Below are 24,738 nucleotides of genomic sequence, written 5' to 3'. Positions count from 1 at the left end.
CCAGCGGCGCGAGCCTGAGCTTTTTCTCGCCTCTGGCCGATGAGGCCCCCGCCGACGATGCCGATGCGGTGTTCCTTCCCGGCGGGTATCCCGAACTGCATGGCGCGACACTGGGTGCTGCCGCCCGGTTCAAAACAGGTCTGGCCAGCGCCCGCGATCGCGGCGCGCTGATCTATGGCGAATGCGGCGGCTACATGGTTCTGGGCGAGACCCTTATCGACCGCGAGGGCGGAGAACACCCGATGGCCAATCTCCTGCCGGTATCAACCCGCATCGACCGGCCGCGTCTGGTCCTCGGCTACCGCAAAATGCGCCATGACTCGCCCCTGCCATGGCCGCGTGACATTCGTGGACATGAGTTCCATTATTCGAGCCAACTTCCATCGCGATTTTCCAGACAACTCGATGCTCGAATGCCCGCAAGTCCATACATTTTATCGCCAATGTTTGCTCAGGATGACGCCCTTGGCACCGCTTTGCCCCCCTCGGGACTGCGCCTTGGCAAGGTCATGGGATCGTATGCCCACGTCATCGAGGGAGTGAAAACCCCATGACCGCGCGGGCCATCATGGTGATGGGCACTGGCTCGGATGTTGGAAAATCCCTAATTGTTTCAGGGCTTTGCCGCGCGTTCGCCAATCGCGGCCTGTCGGTTGCGCCGTTCAAACCGCAAAACATGTCCAACAACGCCGCCGTTACCGAGGATGGCGGGGAAATCGGCCGCGCCCAGGCGCTTCAGGCCCGCGCCGCCCGCAAACCCGCCCACACCGCCATGAACCCGATTCTGCTCAAGCCGGAAAAAGAGACGGGATCTCAAGTGGTTGTGCGCGGGCAGCGCGTCGGGTCGATGAGCGCGCGCGCCTATTTTGCCAAACGCGCCGAATTTATCCCCGACGTGCTCGATGCGTTTACCATGCTGGCTGCCCAAAACGATCTGGTGATCGTCGAAGGCGCGGGCAGTGCTTCGGAAGTGAATTTACGAAACGGCGATATCGCCAATTTCGGTTTCGCCCAGGCCGCCACTGTTCCGGTCATTCTCGTTGGCGATATTCATCGCGGTGGGGTGATCGCCTCGCTGGTCGGCACCTTTGCGGTGATCGCGCCCGAGGACGCCGCGCTGATCCAGGCCACGCTGGTCAACAAATTTCACGGCGACCCCACCCTGTTCGAGGCCGGGCGCACCATCGTAGAAACCCGTACGGGCCGCCCCTGTCTGGGGGTTGTTCCTCATTTCGACGCTGCCAGCACCCTGCCCGCCGAAGACGTCTTGTCACTCGAAAATTCCATTCCAGATCAAGGAGATACGATCATCGCCGTGCCGCGCCTGCCGCGCATCGCCAATTTCGATGACCTCGATCCGCTGCGCGCCGAACCCGGCGTTCGCCTCGTCATTGTTCAGCCGGGTCAACCGCTTCCGCGCGACGCCCGCCTCGTCATCCTCCCCGGCTCGAAGGCCACCCGCGCCGACCTTGCCTTCTTCCGGGAGCAGGGCTGGGACATCGATCTTGCCGCCCATATCCGCGCTGGCGGCCATGTGCTGGGCATCTGCGGCGGCTACCAGATGCTGGGCACCTCCATCGCCGACCCCGAGGGCCTCGAAGGCCCGGCGGGTGTCAGCCCCGGCCTGGGTCATCTTGCCCTGTCCACCCGTCTCGAAGGCCAGAAAACCCTGCGCTTTGCCGAGGCCCGCGACGCCCTCTCCGGCACCCCGCTCACCGGCTATCACATGCATATGGGCGTAACCCAAGGCCCTGATATGGAACGCCCTTTTGCGCTGGTCGATGGCGTTGCGGAAGGCGCGCGCTCCGCCGATGGCCGCATCATGGGCACCTATCTGCACGGGATTTTCTCCGCCGACGCCTTCCGCCGCGACGTCCTCTCCCGTCTCGGGTTTACCCCCGATCCGCTGCTTGATTTCGACGCCAAAATCGATCGGACGCTCGATGATTTGGCTGCCCATCTCGAAGCCCATCTCGACCTCGACCAGATCCTCGCCCTCGCCCGGGAACCCGCCCTGTGATCGCCTTTCTCGCCGCCGTTATCGAGCGATTGGCGGGGTATCCACAAGGGCTGGTCGATCGCATCGGTCACCCCGTAATGTGGATCGGAAGTCTGATCGGATTTTTGGACACGCGCCTCAACCGGCCCGAAAAATCCTTTGAAATCCGCAAGATACGCGGCATCCTCGCGCTGGCCATCGTCATCCTCGTCACCCTGATCGTCGCGCTGGGGATTTCTGAACTGCTCGACCTCCTGCCCTTCGGCTGGGTGATCGAAGTGCTGATCGCCTCCTCGCTGCTCGCCCAGAAGGGTCTGCGCGATGCGGTGATGGGCGTGGCCGACGCGCTGCGGTCAGATGGGCTCGACGGGGCCCGCCACGCGGTCGGGCAGATCGTGGGCCGGGACACCGCCGGTCTCGACGAGGCCGAGATTTCCCGTGCTGCCATTGAAACCCTTGCCGAAAATGCTTCCGACGGTGTCATCGCCCCACTGCTCTATCTTGCCCTGTTCGGCCTGCCTGGCGCCGCGGTGTACAAAGCCATCAACACCTGTGATTCCATGATCGGCCACCGCTCCGAGCGCCATGAAGCTTTCGGCTGGGCGGCGGCCAAACTCGATGATATCGTTAATATAATTCCCGCCCGCCTCACCGCATTGCTGTTTGCCGGTGGCGCCCGATTTCTCGATGGTGCCGATCCGCAAGCGGCCCTGCGCACAGCCCAAAGAGACGCGCAACACCACGCGTCGCCCAACGCCGGCTGGCCCGAGGCCGCCCTGGCCGGCGCCCTTGATTTCGGGCTGGGGGGCCCGCGTTCTTATCGGGGAGAGCGGGTCGATCTGCCCGGCATGGGCGATGGGCGGCGCGCGCTTGGGGCGGACGATATCGCAACAGCCATAAGCCTTTACGACCGGGCGATGCTGCTCGCTCTTGGCGGCGTGGCGGTCTGGGCGCTGCTGCGCTGGATGTTGTGATTACAGGTCCGGGTACTGCCCCTTGACCACCATGGGCAGGCCCGCCACCACGAAATAGACGTGCTCGCAGATCGCCGCCAACTCCTGGTGGGCCGCCCCGGCGAGATCGCGAAACGTCCGGGCCAGCGCGTTGTCGGGCACGATGCCCAGCCCCACTTCGTTGGACACCAGAATCACCTGCGTGTCCTTCATTGCGGCCAGCACTTCGACCAGCGTGTCGACCTCATCGGCCACATCGCGCTCCATGCTCAAGAGGTTGGTGATCCACAAGGTCAGGCAGTCGACGAGGATCACATCATGGGTCTGCGCCGCCGCAAATAGCGCCTGTGGCAGCTCCAGCGGTTCCTCGATGGTGGCGAACCGCCCGGACCGGCTCTTTTGATGGGCCGACACCCGTTCGACCATCTCGTCGTCGAGCGCTTCGGCGGTGGCGAGATAGGCGGGGGCCGAACTCTTGCGCGTCGCCAGCCGCTCGGCCAGCGCCGTCTTGCCCGACCGTGTTCCGCCCAGAACCAGAATATGTCCGCTCAACACGCCATCCTCCACCAAACTCATGTCTGCCCTTGCCCTACCGCGTCAGCGCGGCCAACGTAAGGCAGGCGCGTTGGTTCCCACTCCGCATTGCGCTGCCCCGGTCGATTTACGATTTGACCTCATTATACTTTCGTCCTATGCGCAAGCGCAGTATGGTCCGCCGCGAAGAACGGGAGCTTTTCTCATCGTGCCCAAATACTTCCTCGGAGTGGATGGGGGCGGCACCAATTGCCGCATCAGGCTCGCAAACGCCAATCTCGAAACGCTGGCCGAAGCCCATGGCGGGCGCGCCAACCTCCAGCTCGAAGGCGGCGATCCAGCCTATCGTTCGATCACCGAGGGCACACGGGAAGTGTTCGCCAAGGCAGGGCTCGATTTTGCCCAGACCGCCCACACCCACGCCTGTTTCGGCATGGCGGGCGGCAGACTGCCGTCGGCGCGCGAGGCGTTCGCCGCGCGGGACTGGCCGTTTGCAAAAGTCACCGTCTATGACGATATCGATATCGCGCGGGCCGGGGCCCATGAGGGCGAGGACGGCGCGGTGATCATCGTGGGCACCGGTTCAGCCGGACTGGCGCTGGTCGCGGGTGCCCGCCATCAGGTCGGCGGCTGGGGGTTCCACATCGGCGACCAGATGTCGGGGGCAATTTTGGGCCGCGACCTGGTCCGGTACGCCGTCGAAGCCGCCGATGGGCTGGTCGATGGCTCACCGCTCACGCAGGCGGTGATCGACCAGTTGGGCGGCGATCTCGATGCGGTGATGGCGTGGAGTTTCGATGGCCGCCAGCCCGCTGATTACGGGGCGCTGATGCCGCTTTTCATCGACCATTTCGACAAGGACGACCCGGTGGCCGCCTTGCTCATGGAGACCGAAATGGGGCACATCGACCGGTACGTCGCCTATTTCAAGGCACATGGTGCAACCAAGCTGGCCATCGTGGGCGGATTCGGCCAACGGCTGATGCCATTGCTTGAAGCGCGTTACGGCGAGTATGTGTGTCTTCCGCGCGCCGAACCGCTGCACGGCGCCGTCATTCTGGCCCGCCAGAACGCGACCGGCCACTGAACGGTTTCCGGCCTGGCCGGAAACACTAAAATCCGCGATGAGGACCGATAGCGGTCCGCCATCAAGCTGAAACGATCCACGACGGAGGGCGCCTTGTCCGCTCGCATCATTCCGGTTCAACCCTTCGATTACGTCGTGTTCGGCGCGACCGGCGATCTCACCCGACGCAAGCTGATTTCGGCGCTGTACCATCGGTTTGCCGATGGCCAGTTCGATGAGCGCTCCCGTATCATCGGGGTGTCGCGCGCGCAGATGACCGACGCCGAATATCAGGATTTCGCCCGCAAGGCGGTGAACGAATTCGTCGAGCCGCAATATCGCGACAAGGACACAATCGATCGGTTCGTCTCGTGCTTTTCCTACGTCGCAAACGATGTGAGTAATCGCGACGTCTGGACTGATCTGGACTCCAAATTGCGGGACGATCCGCAGATCGTGCGGGCCTTCTATCTGGCGGTCGCACCCTCGCTCTTCGGGCCGATCTGCACCTATCTCGATGAAAAGGGATATTGGCGGCGCGACGCGCGGGTGGTGGTGGAAAAGCCGCTGGGCAGCGATCTGGCCTCCTCGATGGAAATCAACGATGCGATCTCCGAGGTGTTTGCCGAAGATCAGGTCTATCGGATCGATCATTATCTGGGCAAGGAAACCGTGCAGAACCTGCTGGCGCTGCGGTTCGGCAACGTGCTGTTCGAGCCGATCTGGGACGCCGCCCATATCGATCACGTGCAGATCACCGTGTCCGAAGATGTGGGCGCGGGCACGCGTGGCTATTACGACGACGCCGGTGCCCTGCGCGACATGGTGCAGAACCATCTGATGCAGCTGTTGTGCCTGGTTGCCATGGAGCCGCCGGCCTCCGATGACGCCAACGCCCTGCGGGACGAAAAGCTCAAGGTGTTGCGGTCGCTCAGGCCGATCACCGGCGAAGCAGCGGCCCGCAACACCGTGCGCGGCCAGTATAAGGGCGGCGCGGTCAACAGCGGATCGGTGGCCAGCTATCAGGATGAATTGCCCGACGACCGCAAGGGCTCGCGCACCGAGACCTTCGTGGCGATCAAGGCGGAAGTCGAGAATTGGCGCTGGTCGGGCGTGCCGTTTTACCTGCGCACCGGCAAGCGCATGGCGACCCGGGTGTCCGAGATCGTCATTCAGTTCCGCTCCATTCCCCACTCGATCTTCGATCATGCCGAAGGCGCGCCCAAGCCCAACAAGCTGGTGATCCGGTTGCAGCCCGATGAAGGGGTCAAACTGTTCCTGATGATCAAGGATCCCGGCCCTGGCGGCATGCGGTTGCGCGAGGTTCCTCTCAACCTGTCCTTCGCCGAAACGTTCCACGAACGCACGCCGGAAGCCTATGAGCGGCTGCTGCTCGACGTGATCCGGGGCAACCAGACCCTGTTCATGCGGCGCGACGAACTCGAAGCGGCATGGCGCTGGATCGATCCCATTCGCGAGGCATGGGACAATGCGCCCGACGCCCCGCAAGCCTATACCGCCGGAACCTGGGGCCCGACCGGCTCTGTCGCGCTGATCGAGCGCGATGGCCGCACCTGGCACGAAGGCGAACACTGATAGAGGGCGGCTGATCTGATGGAATCAGACCAGCAAGGCCACGTTATGAGGATGAAGCTATGACCATTGAACGCAACGTCTTTTCGACCAAGGACAAGCTGGCCGCAGCGCTGGCCGACGCGGTTGCAGACAATCTCAATGCCGGGCTGGCCGAGCGCGGCACCGCATCGCTGGCGGTTTCGGGGGGCTCCACGCCGGGACGGTTTTTCGCGGCGCTGGGCGCGCGCGACGATATCGACTGGAGCGAAGTTGTCGTCACCCTGGTCGACGAGCGCTGGGTTGATGAAGGCTCGGATCGCTCCAATGCCCGACTGGTCAAGGAAAACCTTTTGACCGGCCCCGCCTCTGCTGCGACCTTCGTTCCGCTTTATGCCGGAACGCCCGAACCGGATGCCGAGGGAATCGCAGCCGCCAATGCGGCGGTGGCATCCGTTCCCTCCCCGTTCGATGCGGTCATTCTGGGCATGGGCACGGATGGGCACACCGCCTCATTTTTCCCCGGCGGCGATACGCTGCATGCTGCCCTTTCTACCGACGGCCCGCTGATTGCCATGCGGGCGCCCGGTGCCGGGGAGCCGCGCGTCACCTTCACGCTGTCGCGGCTGCTCGATACGCGCGCGCTCTATCTCCATATCGAAGGCGACGACAAGGCCGAGGTGCTCGACAAGGCCCTGGAGACCGGACCGGTCGAAACCATGCCGGTGCGGGCCATTCTGTCGCAGGGCCATATTCCGCTCTCTCTTTTCTGGTGTCCCTGAGTTCAGCCCCATAAACTCGGGTCACCTCCATTGTTGCTGTTAAGGAGGCGGCCATGACCGTCAAAACCGCCATCAAGGATGTCACCGACCGCATCGCGGCGCGGTCGGAGGCGAGCCGCCGGATCTATCTCGATCGGCTCGACAAGGCGCGCAGCCAGGGCGTGCATCGGGGCGTTTTGTCCTGTGGCAACCTCGCCCACGGATTTGCCGCGTGTGGCCCCACGGACAAGGCGCAGCTGGCTGGCGATACCGCGCTCAATCTGGGGATCATCACGTCGTATAACGACATGCTCTCGGCCCATCAGCCCTATGAGACCTATCCCGATCTGATCCGCGCGGCAGCGCGCGAGGCGGGCGGCGTGGCGCAGGTGGCCGGTGGCGTGCCTGCCATGTGCGATGGCGTCACCCAGGGGCAGATGGGGATGGACCTGTCGCTGTTCTCGCGCGATGTCATCGCCATGTCGGCGGCGGTGGGCCTGAGCCACAACATGTTCGACGCCGCCGTGTTTCTGGGGATCTGCGACAAGATCGTGCCCGGACTGGTGATCGCCGCGTTGACCTTTGGCCATCTGCCGGCGGTGTTCATTCCCGCCGGACCGATGACCTCCGGGCTGCCCAATGACGAAAAGGCCCGCATCCGTCAGCTGTTCATGGAAGGCAAGGTCGGGCGCGACGAATTGCTGGAGGCCGAGAGCAAGTCCTATCACGGCCCCGGCACCTGCACATTCTACGGCACCGCCAACTCCAACCAGATGCTGATGGAGATCATGGGGCTGCACCTGCCAGGCGCGAGCTTTGTCAATCCCGGCACCCCGCTGCGCGATGCCCTGACCCGCGCCGCCACCAAGCGCGCCCTTGCGATCACCGCGCAGGGCAATGAATATACCCCGGCCGGCCACATCATCGATGAAAAATCCATGGTCAACGGTCTCGTGGGCCTGCTGGCCACGGGCGGGTCGACCAACCACACCATGCATCTGGTCGCCATGGCCAATGCAGCGGGCCTGCGCATCACCTGGGACGACATGTCGGACCTGTCGGAAGTGGTTCCACTTCTGGCGCGCGTCTATCCCAACGGGTTGGCTGATGTGAACCATTTTCACGCGGCCGGCGGCATGGGCTTTCTGATCCGCGAACTGCGCGATGCCGGTTATCTCCATGACGATGTAACCACCGTCTGGGGCAAAGGGCTGGATGCCTACACCAAGGAACCGCGCTATATCGACGACGAACTGACGTTCGAGCCGGCCCCGCGCGACAGCGGCAGCCCCAAGGTTCTGACCGGCGCGGCAAAGCCATTTGCCACCAGCGGCGGATTGAAGGTTCTGGGCGGCAATCTGGGCAGCGGCGTCATCAAGATTTCCGCCGTCAAACCCGAAAACCGCATCATCGAGGCCCCGGCCCGGGTCTATCACACCCAGCAAGGCCTGATCGACGCGTTCAAGGCGGGGGAGCTGACCTCCGATTTCATCGCGGTAATCCGGTTTCAGGGGCCAAGAGCCGTGGGCATGCCCGAACTGCACCGCCTGACCCCGACGCTTGGCATCTTGCAGGATCGCGGGATCAAGGTGGCGCTGGTCACCGACGGGCGCATGTCGGGCGCCTCCGGCAAGGTGCCCGCCGCGATCCACGTGACGCCCGAAGCCGCTGATGGCGGCCCGATCGCCCGGGTCCGTGACGACGATTTGCTCAGGCTCGATGCCGAGAAGGGAACACTGGCCTATCTTGGCGACGAGGCGTCCTTTTTGGCCCGCACCCCGGCTACCGAAAGCCTTGAACACGAGCATTTCGGCATGGGCCGCGAACTGTTTGCCGGTTTCCGCCAATTGGTGGGCACCGCCGATCGGGGAGCGAGCGTTTTTGGCTAATCCGACCTCGCAGCCCGAACTGACCCTTATGGTCGTGCCGGCCTTTTCGCCGGTGTGCAATCTGGGCTTTGCCCTGCGCCGGGAAGTGTTCGTCCTCGAACAGGGCGTGCCCGAAGACATCGAACACGACGCCGACGACCTGACGGCGACCCATATCGTGGGCCTTGCCGAGGGCGCGGTGATTGCCGTGGCGCGGGTCGCCTTCAAACCCGATTATGCCAAAATCGGTCGCGTTGCCGTCGCCCGGTCCCATCGGGGCCGGGCAATCGGCGCGCGGCTGATCGCCTTTGCCGTAGAGGTCGCCCGCGAACAGGGCCAAAAGCAATGCTATCTCGAATCCCAGATCGACAAGATCGACTTCTATTCCCGACTGGGATTCGTTGCGTTTGGCGAGGAGTTCCTCGATGCCGGCATCGTCCACCGGAAGATGAAGAACTATTAGAACCGGCGAACGCCTGATCAACTCATATCAGGTAGTTTAGAACAACACCGCCCGCGCGATGCTGAAGTAGATGAGAACGCCCACCACGTCGGCGATCGAAGTCACCAGCGGGCCACTGGCGGTGGCCGGGTCCATCCCGAACCGGGTGAGGATGAAAGGCAGGATCATGCCGATCAGCGAACCGGCCAGAACGATGATCACCATGGCAATCGAGACAACCAGAGCAATTTCCGCTCCGCCGCGCCATAGCCCGATGCCATAGATGGCGAGCGCCATGGTCAGCCCCAGCAGTCCGGCCACCAGCGTTTCGCGGCCCAGAATGCGCCCCCAGTCGGTCATGCGCACGTCTCCCGTGGCAATCGCGCGCACCATGAGCGTTCCCGATTGCGCGCCGGCATTGCCGCCTGAGGCAATCAGCAGCGGCAGAAAGAACAGCAAGGCCATATGGGCGGAAATGGTTTCCTCGAAATAGGCGATGCCGGCGCCGGAAAAGATGTTGCCGAACACCAGCAGAACCAGCCACGCCACCCGCGCCTTGTAGAGCACGAAGATCGAGGCCTGCCGCACGCTTTCGGCCAGCCCCTGCACAGTACCCGACTTGTGGAAGTCTTCGGTCGCCTCTTCGGTCAGGACGTCCAGCGCGTCGTCATGGGTGACGATGCCCACGATGCGGTTATCAGCATCGACGACCGGCAAGGCGACCACGTCATAGCGCGCGATCTTCTTGGCGACATCTTCCTGATCCTCTTCCACCCCCACTGCGCGGGTATTGCGCTCCATGATCTTTTCGACCGGGGTGGACGGAGACGCGAGGATAATGTCCTGCAGCCGTACCGAGCCGATCAGCTTGCGATCCGCATCGACAACATAGGCGCGGTAGATGGTTTCCTTGTCCGGCGCTTCGAGCCGGAGCCGTTCGAGGGCCTCGCGGGCTGTCAGGCCCGGCACCAGCACCGCATAGTCCGAGGTCATGATCGACCCGGCGGTGCCTTCTTCATAGGATGCGAGGCGGCGGATATCCTCGCGTTCGGCCTGTGCGAGGGCGGGCAGCAGCGCTTCCTGCTCGTCTTCGGTCAAGGCGTTGAAAAGGTCGGCGCGATCGTCCGCGTCCATCGCGGTGATCACGGCGGCGAGCCGGGAGCGGGACGCGGATCGCGCCAACTCGACCTGCATCGCTCTGTCGAGATAGCCCAACACCTCGGCCTGCCGGGAAAGCTCCAGCAGGTCGAGCACGCGCCAGTCGATCTCGGCGTCATGATCGTTGAGAAATTGCGCTATATCGGCAGAGTGTTGCGTGGCGAGAAACGCACGGTTAGCCGTTGCGTCCGCTCCGGTCGCCAATGCGTGAGCAAGGGTATCGAAGGTCATGGTGCACCTCGGTCTCACGCCGTCCCACGCGGACGACGACCGAGGCAGGCGGGATGTTTAACCCGGCAGACTCAGGCGCAGCGCGCGCAAGGCGGCGTCACTGTTGTTTGACAAACGACTGGAAGGGTCGTCCATTGGTTTTAAGAGCCTGTTGTTCGTAAACATTGCCAGCGCAGCCCAAACCACGCCGGTCAGCGTCTTATGGTGCAAGTGGACAGAACAATCAAGGCGCGCCGAGCGACGTTTTTGGTTCAGCGCTTGGATTGCGCCGCGCTGAGCAGCAGGTCCTTGGCCAAGTTGATCTTGGCGGCGAGAAAGGCCGAACCGCCCGCATCGGGATGAACCTTCTTCATCAGTTTGCGGTGCGCAGAGCGGATCGCGTCCGCAGAAGCGCCGGGCGCAAGGCCGAGGATTTCATAGGCCTCGTCGATGCCGTTGACGGCAGCGGCATCGCTCCTGTGGTTACCGGCACCCTCATCATCCCCCGTCCGCATGCCGAACTCGGAGGCGAAATACTCCCGCCAACCGCTGCGATTGGCGTCCAGCCAGCTTTCATAGAGCGCCAGGGAATCGGCATCGTCCTCGATTTCGATATAGAACGCCCAGCATTCCTCCGCCGACAGGTCGACCAGGTCGCGCCCGGAAAAATGCCCCGCTTGCACCCGCCCCGAGACCGATCCCGTCTCATGATCGAGCCGCATGGACAGGTAGTGCGACGTCACGGTGGAGGCGTTGTTGGGGCTGGACAGGCCAGAGCCGAAATCGATCGGTCCTAGCCGCCCCCGCACCAGCACCCCCACGCCGCCGGCGCCCAGCAGACTGGCGAGGAAAAGCTGTCCGCGCAGGCCGCTGAAGGCTCCGCCCGCCAGCAACAGCCCGCCGACCACCCAGCGCAAGGCCCGGACCATCTGGCGAATTTCGCCCTGGATATAGAGCGAGCCGAGATACGCGACGACAAGGACCACAATGCCGGCAAGAACCACCCAGATCATCGCAATTGCTCCAAAAGCACCTGTGCCGGACCGCTTTTCTGCAATTTCAGCGCCGCCTTGCCGCCGCTGGCATAGGCCGCCACCGCCCGCAAAAGCGCCGCCAGTTCGGCAGCCGCACCAGCATCGAAGCGCGCATAGGCCCCCTTGGTGAGCCGGGCGAATTCCTTGAACGCGGACTGCGCCGCCGGGTCATGGCCTTCCTGGAAAACGAACATCGGACAGCCCAGCAGACCCAGTTCCCCGGCCTTCTGGGCGAGGTGATCGATATTTTCTTCCATCGCGTCGCCGACATAGACGATGGCGTCGATCTTGCGTTTCGCGTGCTCGGCACGAGCGTGGGACAGCACCTTGGAAATCTGGGTGTGACCGCCGCGGCAGTCGATACCGGTCATCAAATGCGCGAGAGTGCGGGCGTCGGACGCCCAGCGCGAGGCCCGGCATTCGCCAAATCCGCGAAAGTAGATGAGCTGGACATCAAGACCGCCGGTCTTTGCGACCGTTTCGAACATTTCGCCCTGCAAGCGGCAGGCAAGGTCCCAGGTCGGCTGCCGGCTCATGGTCGCATCGAGCGCGAACAGCAAACGCCCGCGCCTTGTGCCATCCCCGACGCGGCGCTCAGCACTCATCGCGCCGACCTGCGCCACGAAATCGGCGATATCCAAACGCGGACCGCTCTGTGCCGTCTGGTCAGTGCCGGGGCGGGTGATCGGTGTCTTTCGAGCCACAATCGGTCCTTTCGCCCTGAATATGGTCTTGCGCGGGTAACGCTGCAAGGATCGAAATGTCCGCTATCCTTGAACTTGGCTTCGATATGCTGCAAAAAGGCGGACTACGCGTGAACCTTGGCCTGCCATCGACAATGCCGATAACGTCAAAAGGGTTTGCCCGCTCCAGCCTTGCGCTCATCATGGTGGGCCTGGTCGCGCTGATCGGCATCGTGGGCACGACCATCTGGCTCGTCGAGCGCACCCAACTCTATTTCGAGGAAGTGGTCGAGGCAAGGGAAGCAAGGAGCGCCGCTGTCGAATTGCGCAACCTGCTGCTGAACGCCCAGACGAGCCAGCGCGGTTTTCTTCTGACCCTCGACGACCTGCACCTTCGCCCCTATCAAGAGGCGATCCCCGTGGTTGATGCGGCCTATGCGCGGCTGGCGGACATCTTGTCCAGCCTTCCCCAGACCGACCGGCCCCTGGAGGTGCTGCACGCCAATATCGCCACGGCGCTCGATGAATTGGCCATGACCATCGACCTGGCGCAAACCGGGCAAGTGGCTGAAGCCATCGCCCTTGTGCGCGCGGATGCGGGCCAGCGCGCGATGGCTGACGCGCGCAATTTCCTCGATGCGGTGATTGCCGCCGCCGACAACATCGCGTTCGAAGGCGTCGTCGATCAGCGGCGCGCCGCCAATTGGCTGCGCCTCGTCGCCTTTCTCGGCGCGCTGGTGATCGTGGCGGTGATTGGCGGCGCGGCCTGGATCGTGCTGCGCTACACCCGCGAACTCGACAGGGCGCATTCCGAGGTCGAAACGCTCAATCGCGATCTGGAAGCCCGGGTGGCCGAACGCACCGTCGATCTGCGCCGGGCCAATGAGGAAGTGCAGCGGTTCGCCTATATCGTCACCCATGATCTGCGCGCGCCGCTGGTCAACATCATGGGCTTTACCGCTGAACTCGAAGAATCTCTTGCGCCGGTCGAAGCGCTGGTGGAGGCTTATCCCGGAGCCCGGACCGACCCGATCCTGATCGAGGCTGAGCGCACCGTGCGCGAGGATCTGCCCGAAGCGCTGGGCTTTATCCGCTCGTCCACCCGCAAGATGGACGGCCTGATCAACGCCATCCTGAAAATCTCGCGCGAAGGGCAGCGCAAATTGCGGGCCGAGCGGCTCGATCTCCAGGCGATGGTGGAGGCCGCCGTCGCCGCGGTGCGCCATCAGATCGACAAGACCGACGGGACCGTATCGGTAACCGTTTCCACGCCTCCGGTCTTTTCCGACAGGCTCGCGCTGGAACAGATCCTGGGCAATCTTCTCGATAACGCCATCAAATACCGGCACCCGGAGCGCCCGGTCGAGATCGCTGTTTCCGGCCGTCAGGAACGAGATGGGCGGGTTTTCATTGATGTATGTGATAACGGACGCGGAATACCTGCAGAGGATCATGAGCGCGTGTTTGAACTGTTCCGCCGTTCGGGCAATCCCGAGGCGCCCGGTGAGGGCATCGGGCTCCCGCATGTGCGCATCATGGCCCGAAACCTTGGCGGCGACATAGAGCTGCAATCGAACCCTGGGCAGGGAAGCATCTTCACGGTGATCCTCGCTCCGGACCTGCGCGCCATTAAGAGGAGCACGGATTGAAATGAACGATGCAAAGCCGGTTACCATCGTGATGGTCGAAGACGATACCGGGCATGCCCGCCTGATCGAAAAGAACATCCGGCGCGCCGGCGTCAACAACGAGATCGTTCCGTTCCTCAAGGGCGGGGAGGCGCTCGATTATCTGATGGGGCCCGATGGATCGGGCCAGGTCAGCGCCCACCGGCAGTTCCTGGTGCTGCTCGATCTCAATCTTCCGGACATGACGGGGGTGGCGATCCTTGAGAAGATCAAGAGCAATCCGCACACCCGCCGCACCCCTGTGGTCGTGCTCACCACCACCGACGACGAGCGCGAAATCCAGCGCTGCTATGACCTTGGCGCCAATGTCTATATCACCAAACCGGTCGATTACGAAGGCTTTGCCAATGCCATCCGCCAGCTTGGCATGTTCTTTTCCGTCATGCAGGTGCCGGAAACCTCCTGATGCGCAGGCCAATGCATCCCGCATCCCGAGTTTGAGATAAAGCCCAGGCCAGATGCCGACACAATCCACAAAAATCATCTATGTCGAAGACGACCCCGCGCTCGGGCGCCTGGTGCAAAAGGCGCTGGGCCGGCACGGCAGCCATGTCGAACACGTGACCAGCGCCCGCTGCGGATTCCAGCTGCTTGCGGCAGGCGATGCGGATGTTCTGGTGGTCGATCATTATCTGGCCGATGGCACCGGGCTCGACATGCTCGAAAAAGTGGTCAGGCGTGCCGATGCCCCGCCGGTGATCTACGTAACAGGCTCGACCGAGGCGGCCATTGCCGTTGCCGCGCTCAAGGCAGGCGCCGCCGATTATGTGCTCAAATCGGTTGGCGAGGATTTCGTCGAGCTCTTGCGCAGCGCCATCGATCAGGCGATCGCCACGTCGCGGCTGCAACGGGCGCGCGAACGGGCCGAGCAGGAGATGCGCGAAGCGCGCGAACGGGCCGAAATGGCGCTGGCCGAGGTCAATCACCGGGTGGCCAATTCCCTCGCGCTGGTCGCGGCGCTGGTGCGGATGCAGATGACTGCCGTCGCTGATCCGGCGGCCAAGGAAGCGTTGGCGGAAACCCAGGGACGGATCACCGCCATCGCCGGCATCCACCGCCGCCTTTACACCAATGACGATGTCCGGTTCGTCGAAATCGACGCCTATCTGGGCAATCTGGCCAAGGACATCCAGGCGTCGATGAGTCTCGACGGCTCGCCAGTGTTCATCAGGCTGATCGCCGACCCGCTGCGCCTGCCCACCGACAAGGCGGTTTCCGTGGGCGTCATCGTCAACGAACTGGTCACCAACGCCGCCAAATACGCCTATACCGACCGCCAGCCGGGCGAAATCCGCATTCGCGCCGGAGTGACAAGTCCAGGGAAACTGGAAATTGCCGTTGAAGATGACGGCATCGGCTGGACCGGCCAGGGAAAAATCCACGGCACCGGCGTCGGATCGCGCGTCATCACGGCCACCGCAAGTGGATTGGGCGCGACCCTGCTCTACGATTCCGTCACCAGAGGCACCTGCGCCCGCCTGATGATCGATATCTGACCCATACCTTATCCGGTCATTTTGGCGACACGCTCGATCAAGGCCATCGCGGCGGCAGGATTTTTCACCTTGTCGCCGGAAATCACGAACGCATACACGTCGCGGGGAGTGCTTTGGGCCTTGGGGCCAAAGGTGGGCAGATCGGACGGCACCTCGCCGCGCGCAAACATGGCGATACGCTCGGCCCAGGCATCGAGATCGGCGTCCGAATAGCCCTTTTCATGCGCCTCGCTGGTGCCTTGCAGCCGCAGATAGATAAAATCGGCGGTGGGGTCGGCGATCTCCGCATAACCGGCGTCACAGCCGGCAACCAGCGCAACCCCGTGCTCCCGGGCCAGCGCAACTGCTTCAGCATTGGCAAAACTGGCGTGCCGCGCTTCCACCGCGTGGCGCAGGGGATGACTGCCCTCGCTGGACGGCAACAGGCGCAGGAAGGTGGCGAAATCCTCGGGATCGAATTGCTTGGTGGCGGCAAGTTGCCAGTTGATCGGCCCAAGCTTGTCTTTCAGTTCGACAATGCCGCTGGAGACAAACCGCTCGACCGAATCCCCTGCCTCCGCCAGCACGCGCCTGTTGGTGGCATACCGGGTGCCTTTTAGGGCGAATACGAAATCATCGGGCACCGAATCGTGCCATTTGCGGAAGCTTTCGGGTTTTTGGCTGCCATAAAAGGTGCCGTTGACCTCAACCCCGGTCATGGTCGCCCCCATATGCTCAAGCTCGCGCCGCTGGGGCAGCGTGTCGGGATAATAGGGGCCGCGCCAGGGGGCGAAGGTCCAGCCCCCCACGCCGATAACAATCCTGCCCATCGCCATGTCCATTCTCCCCTCCCGATCAGATTCGGAAAATATCCCGATTCGCACGTGCGGATCGACCCGGATTCAACACGCCTCCGGCGCTCCCGGTTCCGCCAAAAACACTTGCGCAACCGCTGATTGATCGCGTCTGCAGTGCTCACAGGGGTTCATCCGGGGCGCAAAGCGCTGTAGCGTCGGCGCAGGACACGCGACAGAGCCGGAGCTTTTCGTAAGATTGATGCCGAAAGCCTTTTTCACCAGCGTGTTACGCTATCTTCTCATTGCGACCCTTGGCTTTGCCGTCCATCCGGCCATGGCCCAGATTCCCGGGCTGCTTCCCGCTGCCCCGGCTCCCGAGCAGCCGGCCCCGGCCCAAGAGTCGCAACAGGTTCTTGAGCGGCTGATCGAGGTCTTGCGCGACGACACCGCCCGCGAGGCTCTGCTCACCGAGCTCGAAGCCGGGCTCGATCGCTCTGCCAGCGAACCGGCAGCACCCGAAGAAGCCTCCCGGCCGGGGCAGGAGTTGCGCTCGATCGGCGGACAGGTTGGCGAATGGACGCGGGATGCGGTCCAGAACACTGCCCGCTCGCTCAACCAGCTGTGGCGCCAACTGGCCAACACGCCGAGCATGTTTGCCGCGCTGCGGCTATCCGAACTCAACGCCTTGCAAGGCATGGTCTGGCACATCGCCATTCTGGCGCTGGTCAGCTATGGCGGCCTGGCCGTAGTGCGCCGGGCGCTGACTCGGCCGCGCGCGGGATTGCGCCAGTTCTTTGCCCGGGGCGGGTGGGTGGCCAAACCGCTGGCGCTGGTGCTTGAACTGGCGCTCGATATCTTTGCCGCGCTCGTTCCCTACGCGCTCGGATACGCCATCGCGGTTTCGGCGCTGGGGCGGCCGGGGGAAATCGCACTGGAGCATACACTCTATCTCAACGCGTTTCTCTTGATCGAGCTCGTGCTGGCGGTGTTGCGGGCGGTGGTTTCGCCCAATGAGAGCGAACAACGGCTGATCCATCTCAGCGACACGGAAGCGCGCACCGTCACCCGCTGGGGGCGATTGCTGGTGAGCCTGTTCGTTTTCGGACAGATGTTCCTGTTGCCCGTGCTCAACACTTCGGTTTCCGCCGCTGCCGGGCGTGCGATTTCGGTGGTTTTGATTCTCGCAACGCTGGGGGTGGCGACGGGGGGAATCCTGGCGGCCCGCCGCTCGGTGCGCAACAAGCTGATCCGTCTGGTCTCAGGCCGGGATACGCGCCGGGCCCTGCGAATGCCGATTGCCTATTGGCATGTGTTCGCGCTCGTCTATCTGCTGGTTCTGGCGATCGTCGCGCTGACCCGCTCGACGGTGCAGTTTCAGGCCTATCTGTGGAACAATGCCCAGATCGCGCTGGCGGTGCTGGTTGGCTTTATCGTCCTCAACGTCATCAAGCAGGTAATTGGCAAGGGTTTTGCGCTGCCCGAAAACCTGCGGCGGCGCTCGCCCGAACTCCAACGCCAGCTCGATGCCGTGGTCCCCGCGGTGCTCAGGGTGGTGCGCCTCGTGATCATCACGATCGTCGCCCTGTTCTGTATCCACAAGCTGGGCCTGTTCGATATCGTTGCCTTTCTTGAGGGCGAGTTCGGCTCGCAGGTTGCGGGTTCGATCATCACCATCGCAATGATCGTCGCTATCGCGCTCATCGCCATGGTCGGGCTCAACACGTGGATCGACAATCAGGTCAACCCCGATCTGGCCCCGCGGACCACGGCGCGCACCCGCACCCTGTTTGTGCTGCTGCGCAACGCGGCCAGCATTACCATCATCGTCATCACCCTGATGTTCGTGCTCTCGGAAGTGGGCATCAACATCGCCCCCCTGCTCGCGTCGGCAGGGGTGATCGGCCTTGCCATCGGCTTCGGCGCGCAAAAGCTGGTGCAGGACCTCATCAACGGGATTTTCATCCAGCTCGAAGGGGCCATCGACGTGGGCGATGTGGTCTCTATCGGCGGCATATCCGGGGTCGTCGAACGGCTCACCATCCGCTCGGCGGCCTTGCGCGACGTCGAGGGATCTTACCACATCATCCCGTTTTCCTCGGTCGATACCGTGACCAATTTCATGCGCGGCTTTTCGTATGCGCTGATCGACATGAAGGTGTCGTATCGCGAAGACGCCGACTACGTAAAACAGGCAATGTTTGATGCCTTCGACCGGCTCAAGGCCGATCCGCAGTTCAAGGCCTCGGTGATTGGCGACTTCGAATGGATGGGCGTCAATGCCTTCGCCCCGAGCGAGGTGATCTTCCGGGGCCGGATCAAGACTCTGCCCGGTCAGCAATGGGGCATCAAGCGCGCCTATAACGGCATCATCAAGCAGATGTTCGATGAGCGCGGCATCGAAATCCCCTACCCGCACCAGACGCTTTATTTCGGCGAGGACAAGACCGGCAGCGCGCCCCCGATCCGGGTGCTCGCCCAGGAGGCGGGCGACACTACCCAGGGCCAGGGCACCGCGCCCGCACCGGTCCGCCAGACCGATGACGGCATCGAGGTGCCCCCGCCGGCTCGCGCGCGGCGCATCCGCAGGCCCGCGCGCGACACCGCCCCCATCCCCAACCAGCTGCCCGATGTCGATGCGGGTCCGGACGACCGCTGAGCCGTCCGGGAGGCCGCCTTTCCTCCGGTCCCCGGCCATGATAGGAGATCGGGCTTTCTGGCCGTTGTGAAAGCTCGTCATGTCCCCTCTCGCCCAGCCCTTCGATGCCGTCATCTTCGACATGGACGGAACGCTGCTCGACACCGAGTCGGTGTTCAAGACCATCGTTTACGAGGTGTTCGCCGAGCTTGGCTATGAGATGACCGAAGCTGTGCATATGGGCATGGTCGGGTCCTCACATGAGGCGACGGCGGCGCTGTTGGCGCGGACCTATGGCGCGGCGTTCCCCTATGCCCTGTTTGAAGAAAAGTGCCGCGCAGGCATGGGGCTGCATATGCGCGATACGGCCATTCCGATCAAAACCGGGGCGATGGAGCTGATTGCGGCGCTGCGCGAACGCGACGTGCCGCTGGCCGTGGCCACCTCCTCGCGCACCCATCACGCCGTGCCCCATTTGACGGCAGCTGGCGTGATCGATTATTTCGACACCATCGTCACCCGCGATGATGTGGCCAATCCAAAGCCCCATCCCGAGCCGTTTCTCACCGCCGCGGCTCGGCTCGCCGTCGAGCCGGCGCACTGCATCGCCTTTGAGGATTCGGTCGTCGGGGTCAGGGCCGCCCATGCTGCGGGCATGCGCACGGTGATGGTACCCGATCTGGTGCGCCCGAGCGCCGATATCGCGGCGCTGTGCGTTGCCGTGCTTGATACGCTGTCCCACGCCCATGAACACATGATCACGCCGCTGTTGCCTGCAAATGGATTGCAAAAGCATTTGCATGTAAAATCAAAGGGATAGACAAAGGTCGGCGCTTTGTTTAGGGCGGGGTCATCGACACCCGGAGCGCTTTTCATGTCCCAGACCATCAGGCTCGCTTTCATCAGCATCGCGGTGGCGCTCGGGGTGCTGGCCCTCAAGCTGTGGGCAGCCTGGCTGACCGGTTCGGTGGCGCTGCTTTCGGATGCGCTCGAATCGGTGGTCAACCTGGCCACCGCACTGGCGGCGCTGATCGCGGTCCGTCTGGCGGCGCGCCCGGCTACTGCTGCCATGCCCTATGGCTACCACAAGGCGGAATATTTCTCGGCGGTGATCGAGGGCGTGTTCATCGTCGTGGCGGCGCTGCTGATTTTCTATCAGGCGTGGCAGGGGTTTCTCGATCCCCGTCCCCTGGACGCCCCCTGGCAGGGCATTGGCATTTCCATGGTTGCCTCAGTGATCAACGCGGTGTGGTGCGCGGTGCTGATCCGGCAGGGGCGCCGCCTGCAATCACCGGCTCTCGAAGCAGACGGCCACCATCTGTGGACCGATGTGGTTTCCTCGGTGGGCGTTGCGGTGGGGCTGGTGCTGGTCATTTGGACCGGGATCGCGGTGCTCGATGCGGTGCTCGCAGCGCTGGTGGGCCTCAATATCCTGTGGTCGGGGTCCCGGCTGGTAGCGCGCAGTGTCGGCGGGCTGATGGACGTCGCCGTGCCTGAAGAGCAGATGGCGCAAATCCGCGAGGCGATCAGCGCCAACGCTGACGGGGCCATCGAGGCGCACGACCTGCGCACGCGCCAGGCCGGACGCGCGACGTTTATCGATTTCCATCTCGTGGTGCCCGGCACAATGAACGTCGAAGACGCGCACATCATCTGCGACCGGATCGAGGCCGCCCTGCACAAGATCAGTGCCGAAGCGCAAGTCACCATCCATGTCGAACCTGAAGAAAAAGCCAAACATTCAGGCATCGTGGTGCTGTAGCCCCAGCAGGCCAAAGCGAACCAAGTGCCGCATTTGCTTAAAATCCAATCCTTTCCCGCCATCCGCTGTTGAGAGAAGCGCCTTAGGGCTCTTTTCACGCGCAGACAAAGCCGCTACGGTTAACCATCCGTTAAGCTTAACGTCGCGTTAACGAGCCACCCTTGCTAAGGGTGGGCCAGCACACAAGAGCGCCAGGTCAAGGCGCGGTAGGTCAGGGGTAGGCATGGCGCGAGTCAGACACGCCATTAAGGGCATTGCGATCAGCGCAATAGTCGGGTTTGGGGGCCTTGCCTCCACCCAGGCGGAAGAGGCACCGGTTCTCACCGCCGCGCTGCTCGATCAGTATGTCGCACAGTCGAGCTATATGAGCACCGACGAGCGCAAGGCACTGGCGGCAAACGAGGTCCATTGCCTCGCCCAGGCGATTTACCACGAAGCGCGCGGCGAGCCGGAAAGCGGTCAATGGGCCGTCGCTTCGGTGATCCTCAACCGCGTCGAAAGCCGTGCGTACCCCGATACGGTGTGCACCGTGGTGTTCCAGAACGCCCATCTTCCCAATCGCTGCCAGTTTTCCTTTGCCTGTGACGGCAGACCCGATGAGGGCGGGCGCGGGAACGTGATCGACCGCGAAAGCTGGGTGAAGTCGAACCTCATTGCCCAGATCGCCTATCGCAACTTTCTCGAAGGCAATCATCACGAGGACGGGCTGACGACGGCGATGCATTTTCACACCACCAATATCCTGCCGTCCTGGGCCTCGGCCTATGCCGAAGTCGCCTCGATCGGCAATCACATCTTTTACTGACCGCTTTACTTTTTTTGTGACGCGTTCCGCGCAAAACAAAGCCCGCACCGTACGAATACGGCGCGGGCTTTATGTCATAGAGCTCCGGACCCTGGCTTATTCTGCAGCCACTGCGAGGCGCGGGCCGGCTTCGGCGATCTGGACATCTGCGGCGGCGAACTTTTCAAAATTCTCCTCGAACAGCGCCACAAGCTTTGCCGACTGGCGATCATAGGCGTCCTTGTCGGCCCAGGTATCGCGCGGCGAGAGCAATTGCGACTCCACGCCCTCGACGGCCAGCGGCACTTGAAAGCCGAACACAGGGTCGATCCGCGACGGCACGTTGATCAGCTCGCCCGAGAGCGCTGCGCCGAGCAGGCGCCGCGTATCCTTGATCGAGATGCGCTGGCCTTCGCCGTAAGCGCCACCGGTCCAGCCGGTGTTGATCAGCCAGCATTCCGCAAGGCTCTCGCGGATCCGTTTCTTGAGCATGCGGCCATAAACAGTGGGGTGCAGGCTCATGAACGGCGCTCCGAAACAGGCCGAGAACGTGGCCTGCGGTTCGGTGACGCCGCGCTCGGTGCCGGCCACCTTGGCGGTGTAGCCCGACAGGAAGTGGTAGATCGCCTGTTCGGGGCTCAGCCGCGCGATGGGCGGCAAGACGCCGAACGCGTCCGCGGTGAGCAGCACCACATTGGCCGGGGTCGGTCCGACGCCGGTGCGCGAGACGTTGTCGAGCACATAGAGCGGGTAGGCGGCGCGGGTATTTTCCGTCTTGGAAGCATCGTCGAAATCGGGCTCCCGGCTCGCCGCATCGAGGACCACGTTCTCCAGCACCGTGGCGAAGCGTTTCGCGGCTCCATAGATCTCGGGCTCAGCCCGCTGGGACAGATTGATGGTCTTGGCGTAGCACCCGCCTTCGAGGTTGAAGACGCCGTCGTCAGACCAGCCGTGCTCGTCATCGCCGATCAGAACCCGGTTGGGGTCGGTCGACAAGGTGGTCTTGCCGGTTCCCGACAGGCCGAAAAACAGCGCCGTGTCGCCCTCCTTGCCGATATTGGCCGAGCAGTGCATGGGCAGAACGCCGTCCGACGGAGCGTGGAAATTAAACAGTGAGAACACCGATTTCTTGATTTCGCCCGCGTAGGCGGTGCCCCCGATCAGCACGATATTGCGGCTCAGATCGAGCGCGATCACCGTTTCAGAACGCACCCCGTGACGGGCCGGGTCCGCCTTGAAATTGGGATTGTGCAGGATGGTCACGTCGGGGGCGAACCCATCGAGGCCCGCGCGGGCCGGACGGATCAGCAGGTTGCGAATGAACAGCGCGTGCCAGGCCGAGGGGGTGATGACCTCGACATTGAGCTGGTGCTTGAGATCGGCACCGGCCAGCAGTTGCTGGCCGAACAGATCGGTTCCGCCGAGTTCGGCAACGAAATCGGACAGTAGTAGATCGAATTTTTCCCGTTCCAGCGCGGCGGTATTGTCCCACCACACGAGATTTTCGGTGAGCTCATCGCGCACGATGAACTTATCGGACGGGGAGCGGCCAGTGAACTTGCCGGTATCGGCGACAAACGCGCCGTCGGCACTCAACTGACCTTCTCCGCGCGCGATCGCGGCTTCGACAAGCAGGGGAGCGGCGTCATTGAACCGGATCGAACCGGCATTTTCGGCGACGGCTCGGGCTAGGCTCTGACACGTGGTGGCGTTCATTTCAGCTCTCATAAATCCTATGATATAGTGGCCACACCATAGGACCCGGCCGCCCCAGGCTGCCATCTGGCAATGGGTCGTAAGACGTTCGTCTATCCGCATCGCGCGGCTGTCGCCGGGCGGCAAACAGGCCGCCAGCATTGGCGTTGCCATAATTTGCGCGTATTGTGCACGGCACAAGGCGACACTTACGTTCAACAGGCGAAGTTGAAATCCTGCCGGGCTTTCAGCGACCGGCAGCAAGCAACAGATAAAGGGAAATTCATGCCCAAAATCGCTCTTGTCGACGACGACCGCAACATCCTGACCTCGGTTTCGATGACGCTGGAAGCCGAGGGCTACCAGGTGGCGACCTATACCGACGGCGCTTCGGGACTGGAGGGGCTGACCTCCGAACGTCCGGACCTGGCCATCCTCGATATCAAGATGCCCCGCATGGATGGCATGGAATTGCTGCGCCGCCTGCGGCAGAAATCGGACGTGCCGGTCATCTTCCTCACCTCCAAGGACGAGGAAATCGACGAATTGTTCGGCCTCAAGATGGGGGCCGACGACTTCATCACTAAGCCCTTTTCCCAGCGGTTGCTGGTCGAGCGGGTCAAGGCCGTCCTGCGTCGCGCCGCAGCGCCCAAAGAGACCGGAGCGCCCGTAGTCAATGGCGATGACGGCACGCCCAAGACCTCATTGGAGCGCGGATCGCTGGTCATGGACCAGGAGCGCCACACCTGCACCTGGAAGGGCCAGCGGGTCACCCTCACGGTCACTGAATTCCTGATCCTTCTCGCCCTCGCCCAGCGCCCCGGCGTGGTCAAGAGCCGCAACGCGCTGATGGATGCGGCCTATGACGATCAGGTCTATGTCGACGACCGCACCATCGACAGCCACATCAAGCGGCTGCGCAAGAAGTTCAAAAGTGTCGACGACAGCTTCGACATGATCGAGACCCTTTATGGGGTCGGCTACCGCTTCAAGGAACAATAGAGCGTTTTCCACCGATCGCGCCGCTGTTTGCGACACCGGAACCGGTGCAGGGCGCTTGACCTTCTGCGGCTCCAGACCGCAATAGGAGAAAGCCAGGTCTCCAGGAGCGCATGTGCTGAAAGTGCCGCAAGCAGAAGCAGGCGAAACGGTCTCCGCGATCGGCCCTCTTTCAAAGGGCGAGCAAAAGGCGAGAGCCGCGCAGGAACGTCAAGCCTCGCGCCGGCCTCTCCTGCGGGCGCTCTATGCCTTTTTTCACGGCATCGGGCGGGTCGTGAATTTTACGTTCTTTTCCTCGCTCACCCGGCGGATCGTCATCCTCAACCTCGTGGCGCTCGCCGCCCTGGTGGCGGGGATCATGTATCTCAACACCTTCCGGGCCGGGCTGATCGAGGCGCGGGTTTCCGCCCTGCGGGTACAGGGCGAGATCATTTCGGCGGCAATCGCGGCCTCGGCCACCGCCAATTCGGACTCCATCACCGTCAACCCCGACCGGCTGCTGGGGCTCTATAGCGGCGAGTTCGGAACTCCCTACGCGCTGTTCGATCCCAGCCTAGAATTTCCCATCAACCCCGAGCGGGTCGCGCCGCTGTTGCGCAATCTGGTTACCCCCACCCGCACCC

The 24,738-nt window shown here is 63.1% G+C and carries 22 protein-coding genes and 1 pseudogene; 17 read left to right on the top strand and 6 right to left on the bottom strand.

Features of this window, described 5'->3' with window-relative positions; all coding sequences use genetic code 11:
* The 3 genes and pseudogenes from VNS12_RS14705 to cbiB form a co-directional block, all read left to right on the top strand.
* Positions 1–554, top strand: a pseudogene (locus tag VNS12_RS14705) (cobyrinate a,c-diamide synthase); the annotation flags it as partial.
* Positions 551–2,020, top strand: a complete 1,470-nt coding sequence (locus VNS12_RS14700) for a cobyric acid synthase (RefSeq protein WP_325488600.1) — start codon at positions 551–553, stop codon at positions 2,018–2,020. The pseudogene VNS12_RS14705 and the gene VNS12_RS14700, both read left to right, overlap by 4 nt.
* Positions 2,017–2,973 (top strand): adenosylcobinamide-phosphate synthase CbiB, encoded by a 957-nt coding sequence (cbiB, locus tag VNS12_RS14695; RefSeq protein WP_325488599.1) that lies wholly within the window; start codon positions 2,017–2,019, stop codon positions 2,971–2,973. Before VNS12_RS14700 ends, cbiB begins: the two co-directional genes overlap by 4 nt.
* Here cbiB and cobU read toward each other — a convergent pair whose 3' ends face one another.
* Positions 2,974–3,528 (bottom strand): bifunctional adenosylcobinamide kinase/adenosylcobinamide-phosphate guanylyltransferase, encoded by a 555-nt coding sequence (gene cobU, locus VNS12_RS14690; RefSeq protein WP_325488598.1) that lies wholly within the window; start codon positions 3,526–3,528, stop codon positions 2,974–2,976.
* A gap of 166 nt (positions 3,529–3,694) precedes the next feature.
* Here cobU and VNS12_RS14685 point away from each other — a divergent pair, with 166 nt between their 5' ends.
* The 5 genes from VNS12_RS14685 to VNS12_RS14665 all read left to right on the top strand — a co-directional run bounded on the left by VNS12_RS14685 (position 3,695) and on the right by VNS12_RS14665 (position 9,216).
* Positions 3,695–4,573, top strand: coding sequence for a glucosamine kinase nucleotide-binding domain-containing protein (locus VNS12_RS14685; protein ID WP_325488597.1), 879 nt, complete (start codon positions 3,695–3,697; stop codon positions 4,571–4,573).
* 93 nt (positions 4,574–4,666) lie between these two features.
* On the top strand, positions 4,667–6,148 hold the full coding sequence (gene zwf / locus VNS12_RS14680) for a glucose-6-phosphate dehydrogenase (RefSeq protein WP_325488596.1): 1,482 nt from the start codon (positions 4,667–4,669) through the stop codon (positions 6,146–6,148).
* Between the two features lie 59 nt (positions 6,149–6,207).
* Entirely contained in the window at positions 6,208–6,906 is a 699-nt protein-coding gene (gene pgl, locus VNS12_RS14675) for a 6-phosphogluconolactonase (protein WP_325488595.1), read from the top strand.
* 53 nt (positions 6,907–6,959) lie between these two features.
* Positions 6,960–8,774: a phosphogluconate dehydratase gene (gene edd, locus VNS12_RS14670; RefSeq protein WP_325488594.1), complete on the top strand. Its 1,815-nt coding sequence runs from the start codon at positions 6,960–6,962 to the stop codon at positions 8,772–8,774.
* Positions 8,767–9,216 carry a GNAT family N-acetyltransferase gene (locus VNS12_RS14665; protein ID WP_325488593.1) on the top strand — a complete coding sequence of 150 codons (450 nt, stop codon included), beginning with the start codon at positions 8,767–8,769 and terminating at the stop codon, positions 9,214–9,216. Before edd ends, VNS12_RS14665 begins: the two co-directional genes overlap by 8 nt.
* A 36-nt stretch (positions 9,217–9,252) precedes the next feature.
* Here the strand turns inward: VNS12_RS14665 and mgtE are convergent, their stop codons facing one another.
* From mgtE to VNS12_RS14650, 3 genes are all read right to left on the bottom strand, one after another.
* Entirely contained in the window at positions 9,253–10,584 is a 1,332-nt protein-coding gene (gene mgtE / locus VNS12_RS14660) for a magnesium transporter (RefSeq protein WP_325488592.1), read from the bottom strand.
* A 251-nt stretch (positions 10,585–10,835) separates the two neighbouring features.
* A complete protein-coding gene (locus VNS12_RS14655; protein WP_325488591.1) occupies positions 10,836–11,576 on the bottom strand; it encodes a DnaJ domain-containing protein in 741 nt (246 codons plus the stop codon).
* Positions 11,573–12,304 (bottom strand): VWA domain-containing protein, encoded by a 732-nt coding sequence (locus VNS12_RS14650; protein ID WP_414693128.1) that lies wholly within the window; start codon positions 12,302–12,304, stop codon positions 11,573–11,575. The genes VNS12_RS14655 and VNS12_RS14650 overlap by 4 nt, the downstream gene beginning before the upstream one ends.
* A 53-nt stretch (positions 12,305–12,357) precedes the next feature.
* On the opposite strand from VNS12_RS14650, the gene VNS12_RS14645 reads away from it, so the two are divergent.
* Genes VNS12_RS14645 through VNS12_RS14635 form a run of 3 tightly spaced genes read left to right on the top strand, consistent with a single transcriptional unit; the run spans position 12,358 to position 15,464 of the window.
* A complete protein-coding gene (locus VNS12_RS14645) occupies positions 12,358–13,929 on the top strand; it encodes a sensor histidine kinase (RefSeq protein ID WP_325488590.1) in 1,572 nt (523 codons plus the stop codon).
* A gap of 1 nt (position 13,930) precedes the next feature.
* Positions 13,931–14,374, top strand: a complete 444-nt coding sequence (locus tag VNS12_RS14640; RefSeq protein ID WP_325488589.1) for a response regulator — start codon at positions 13,931–13,933, stop codon at positions 14,372–14,374.
* A gap of 52 nt (positions 14,375–14,426) precedes the next feature.
* On the top strand, positions 14,427–15,464 hold the full coding sequence (locus tag VNS12_RS14635; protein WP_325488588.1) for a histidine kinase dimerization/phosphoacceptor domain -containing protein: 1,038 nt from the start codon (positions 14,427–14,429) through the stop codon (positions 15,462–15,464).
* Positions 15,465–15,472: 8 nt separating this feature from the next.
* On the opposite strand, the gene VNS12_RS14630 is transcribed toward VNS12_RS14635, so the two are convergent.
* Complete coding sequence (locus VNS12_RS14630; protein ID WP_325488602.1) at positions 15,473–16,279, bottom strand: DUF72 domain-containing protein; 807 nt, start codon at positions 16,277–16,279, stop codon at positions 15,473–15,475.
* 220 nt (positions 16,280–16,499) lie between these two features.
* Between VNS12_RS14630 and VNS12_RS14625 the strand changes: the two genes are divergently transcribed.
* The 4 genes from VNS12_RS14625 (at position 16,500) to VNS12_RS14610 (ending at position 21,442) form a co-directional block, all read left to right on the top strand.
* Complete coding sequence (locus VNS12_RS14625; protein WP_325488601.1) at positions 16,500–18,896, top strand: mechanosensitive ion channel domain-containing protein; 2,397 nt, start codon at positions 16,500–16,502, stop codon at positions 18,894–18,896.
* A gap of 79 nt (positions 18,897–18,975) precedes the next feature.
* On the top strand, positions 18,976–19,695 hold the full coding sequence (locus tag VNS12_RS14620) for an HAD family hydrolase (protein WP_325488587.1): 720 nt from the start codon (positions 18,976–18,978) through the stop codon (positions 19,693–19,695).
* 54 nt (positions 19,696–19,749) lie between these two features.
* Complete coding sequence (locus VNS12_RS14615; protein WP_325488586.1) at positions 19,750–20,637, top strand: cation diffusion facilitator family transporter; 888 nt, start codon at positions 19,750–19,752, stop codon at positions 20,635–20,637.
* A gap of 223 nt (positions 20,638–20,860) precedes the next feature.
* Positions 20,861–21,442 carry a cell wall hydrolase gene (locus VNS12_RS14610; protein WP_325488585.1) on the top strand — a complete coding sequence of 194 codons (582 nt, stop codon included), beginning with the start codon at positions 20,861–20,863 and terminating at the stop codon, positions 21,440–21,442.
* Positions 21,443–21,538: 96 nt separating this feature from the next.
* Here VNS12_RS14610 and VNS12_RS14605 read toward each other — a convergent pair whose 3' ends face one another.
* A complete protein-coding gene (locus VNS12_RS14605) occupies positions 21,539–23,149 on the bottom strand; it encodes a phosphoenolpyruvate carboxykinase (RefSeq protein WP_414693127.1) in 1,611 nt (536 codons plus the stop codon).
* A 252-nt stretch (positions 23,150–23,401) separates the two neighbouring features.
* Between VNS12_RS14605 and VNS12_RS14600 the strand changes: the two genes are divergently transcribed.
* Both VNS12_RS14600 and VNS12_RS14595 read left to right on the top strand, forming a co-directional pair.
* Positions 23,402–24,118 (top strand): response regulator transcription factor, encoded by a 717-nt coding sequence (locus VNS12_RS14600; protein WP_325488583.1) that lies wholly within the window; start codon positions 23,402–23,404, stop codon positions 24,116–24,118.
* A 271-nt stretch (positions 24,119–24,389) separates the two neighbouring features.
* The coding region (locus VNS12_RS14595; RefSeq protein ID WP_325488582.1) for a sensor N-terminal transmembrane domain-containing protein at positions 24,390–24,738 on the top strand (349 nt) is incomplete at its 3' end.

The organism is Pelagibacterium sp., assembly GCF_035555455.1.
GTDB lineage: Bacteria > Pseudomonadota > Alphaproteobacteria > Rhizobiales > Devosiaceae > Pelagibacterium.
This window is presented reverse-complemented; position numbering and strand designations above follow the sequence as displayed.

What these genes read in the sequence shown, in the direction of transcription:
- VNS12_RS14700 (WP_325488600.1), top strand. Translation starts at nt 551, where the DNA reads ATGACCGCGCGGGCCATCATGGTGATGGGCACTGGCTCGGATGTTGGA.
- cobU (WP_325488598.1), bottom strand. Translation starts at nt 3,528, where the DNA reads ATGAGTTTGGTGGAGGATGGCGTGTTGAGCGGACATATTCTGGTTCTG.
- pgl (WP_325488595.1), top strand. Translation starts at nt 6,208, where the DNA reads ATGACCATTGAACGCAACGTCTTTTCGACCAAGGACAAGCTGGCCGCA.
- edd (WP_325488594.1), top strand. Translation starts at nt 6,960, where the DNA reads ATGACCGTCAAAACCGCCATCAAGGATGTCACCGACCGCATCGCGGCG.
- mgtE (WP_325488592.1), bottom strand. Translation starts at nt 10,584, where the DNA reads ATGACCTTCGATACCCTTGCTCACGCATTGGCGACCGGAGCGGACGCA.
- VNS12_RS14655 (WP_325488591.1), bottom strand. Translation starts at nt 11,576, where the DNA reads ATGATCTGGGTGGTTCTTGCCGGCATTGTGGTCCTTGTCGTCGCGTAT.
- VNS12_RS14645 (WP_325488590.1), top strand. Translation starts at nt 12,358, where the DNA reads ATGTCCGCTATCCTTGAACTTGGCTTCGATATGCTGCAAAAAGGCGGA.
- VNS12_RS14640 (WP_325488589.1), top strand. Translation starts at nt 13,931, where the DNA reads ATGAACGATGCAAAGCCGGTTACCATCGTGATGGTCGAAGACGATACC.
- VNS12_RS14635 (WP_325488588.1), top strand. Translation starts at nt 14,427, where the DNA reads ATGCCGACACAATCCACAAAAATCATCTATGTCGAAGACGACCCCGCG.
- VNS12_RS14630 (WP_325488602.1), bottom strand. Translation starts at nt 16,279, where the DNA reads ATGGCGATGGGCAGGATTGTTATCGGCGTGGGGGGCTGGACCTTCGCC.
- VNS12_RS14625 (WP_325488601.1), top strand. Translation starts at nt 16,500, where the DNA reads ATGCCGAAAGCCTTTTTCACCAGCGTGTTACGCTATCTTCTCATTGCG.
- VNS12_RS14620 (WP_325488587.1), top strand. Translation starts at nt 18,976, where the DNA reads ATGTCCCCTCTCGCCCAGCCCTTCGATGCCGTCATCTTCGACATGGAC.
- VNS12_RS14615 (WP_325488586.1), top strand. Translation starts at nt 19,750, where the DNA reads ATGTCCCAGACCATCAGGCTCGCTTTCATCAGCATCGCGGTGGCGCTC.
- VNS12_RS14610 (WP_325488585.1), top strand. Translation starts at nt 20,861, where the DNA reads ATGGCGCGAGTCAGACACGCCATTAAGGGCATTGCGATCAGCGCAATA.
- VNS12_RS14605 (WP_414693127.1), bottom strand. Translation starts at nt 23,149, where the DNA reads ATGAGAGCTGAAATGAACGCCACCACGTGTCAGAGCCTAGCCCGAGCC.
- VNS12_RS14600 (WP_325488583.1), top strand. Translation starts at nt 23,402, where the DNA reads ATGCCCAAAATCGCTCTTGTCGACGACGACCGCAACATCCTGACCTCG.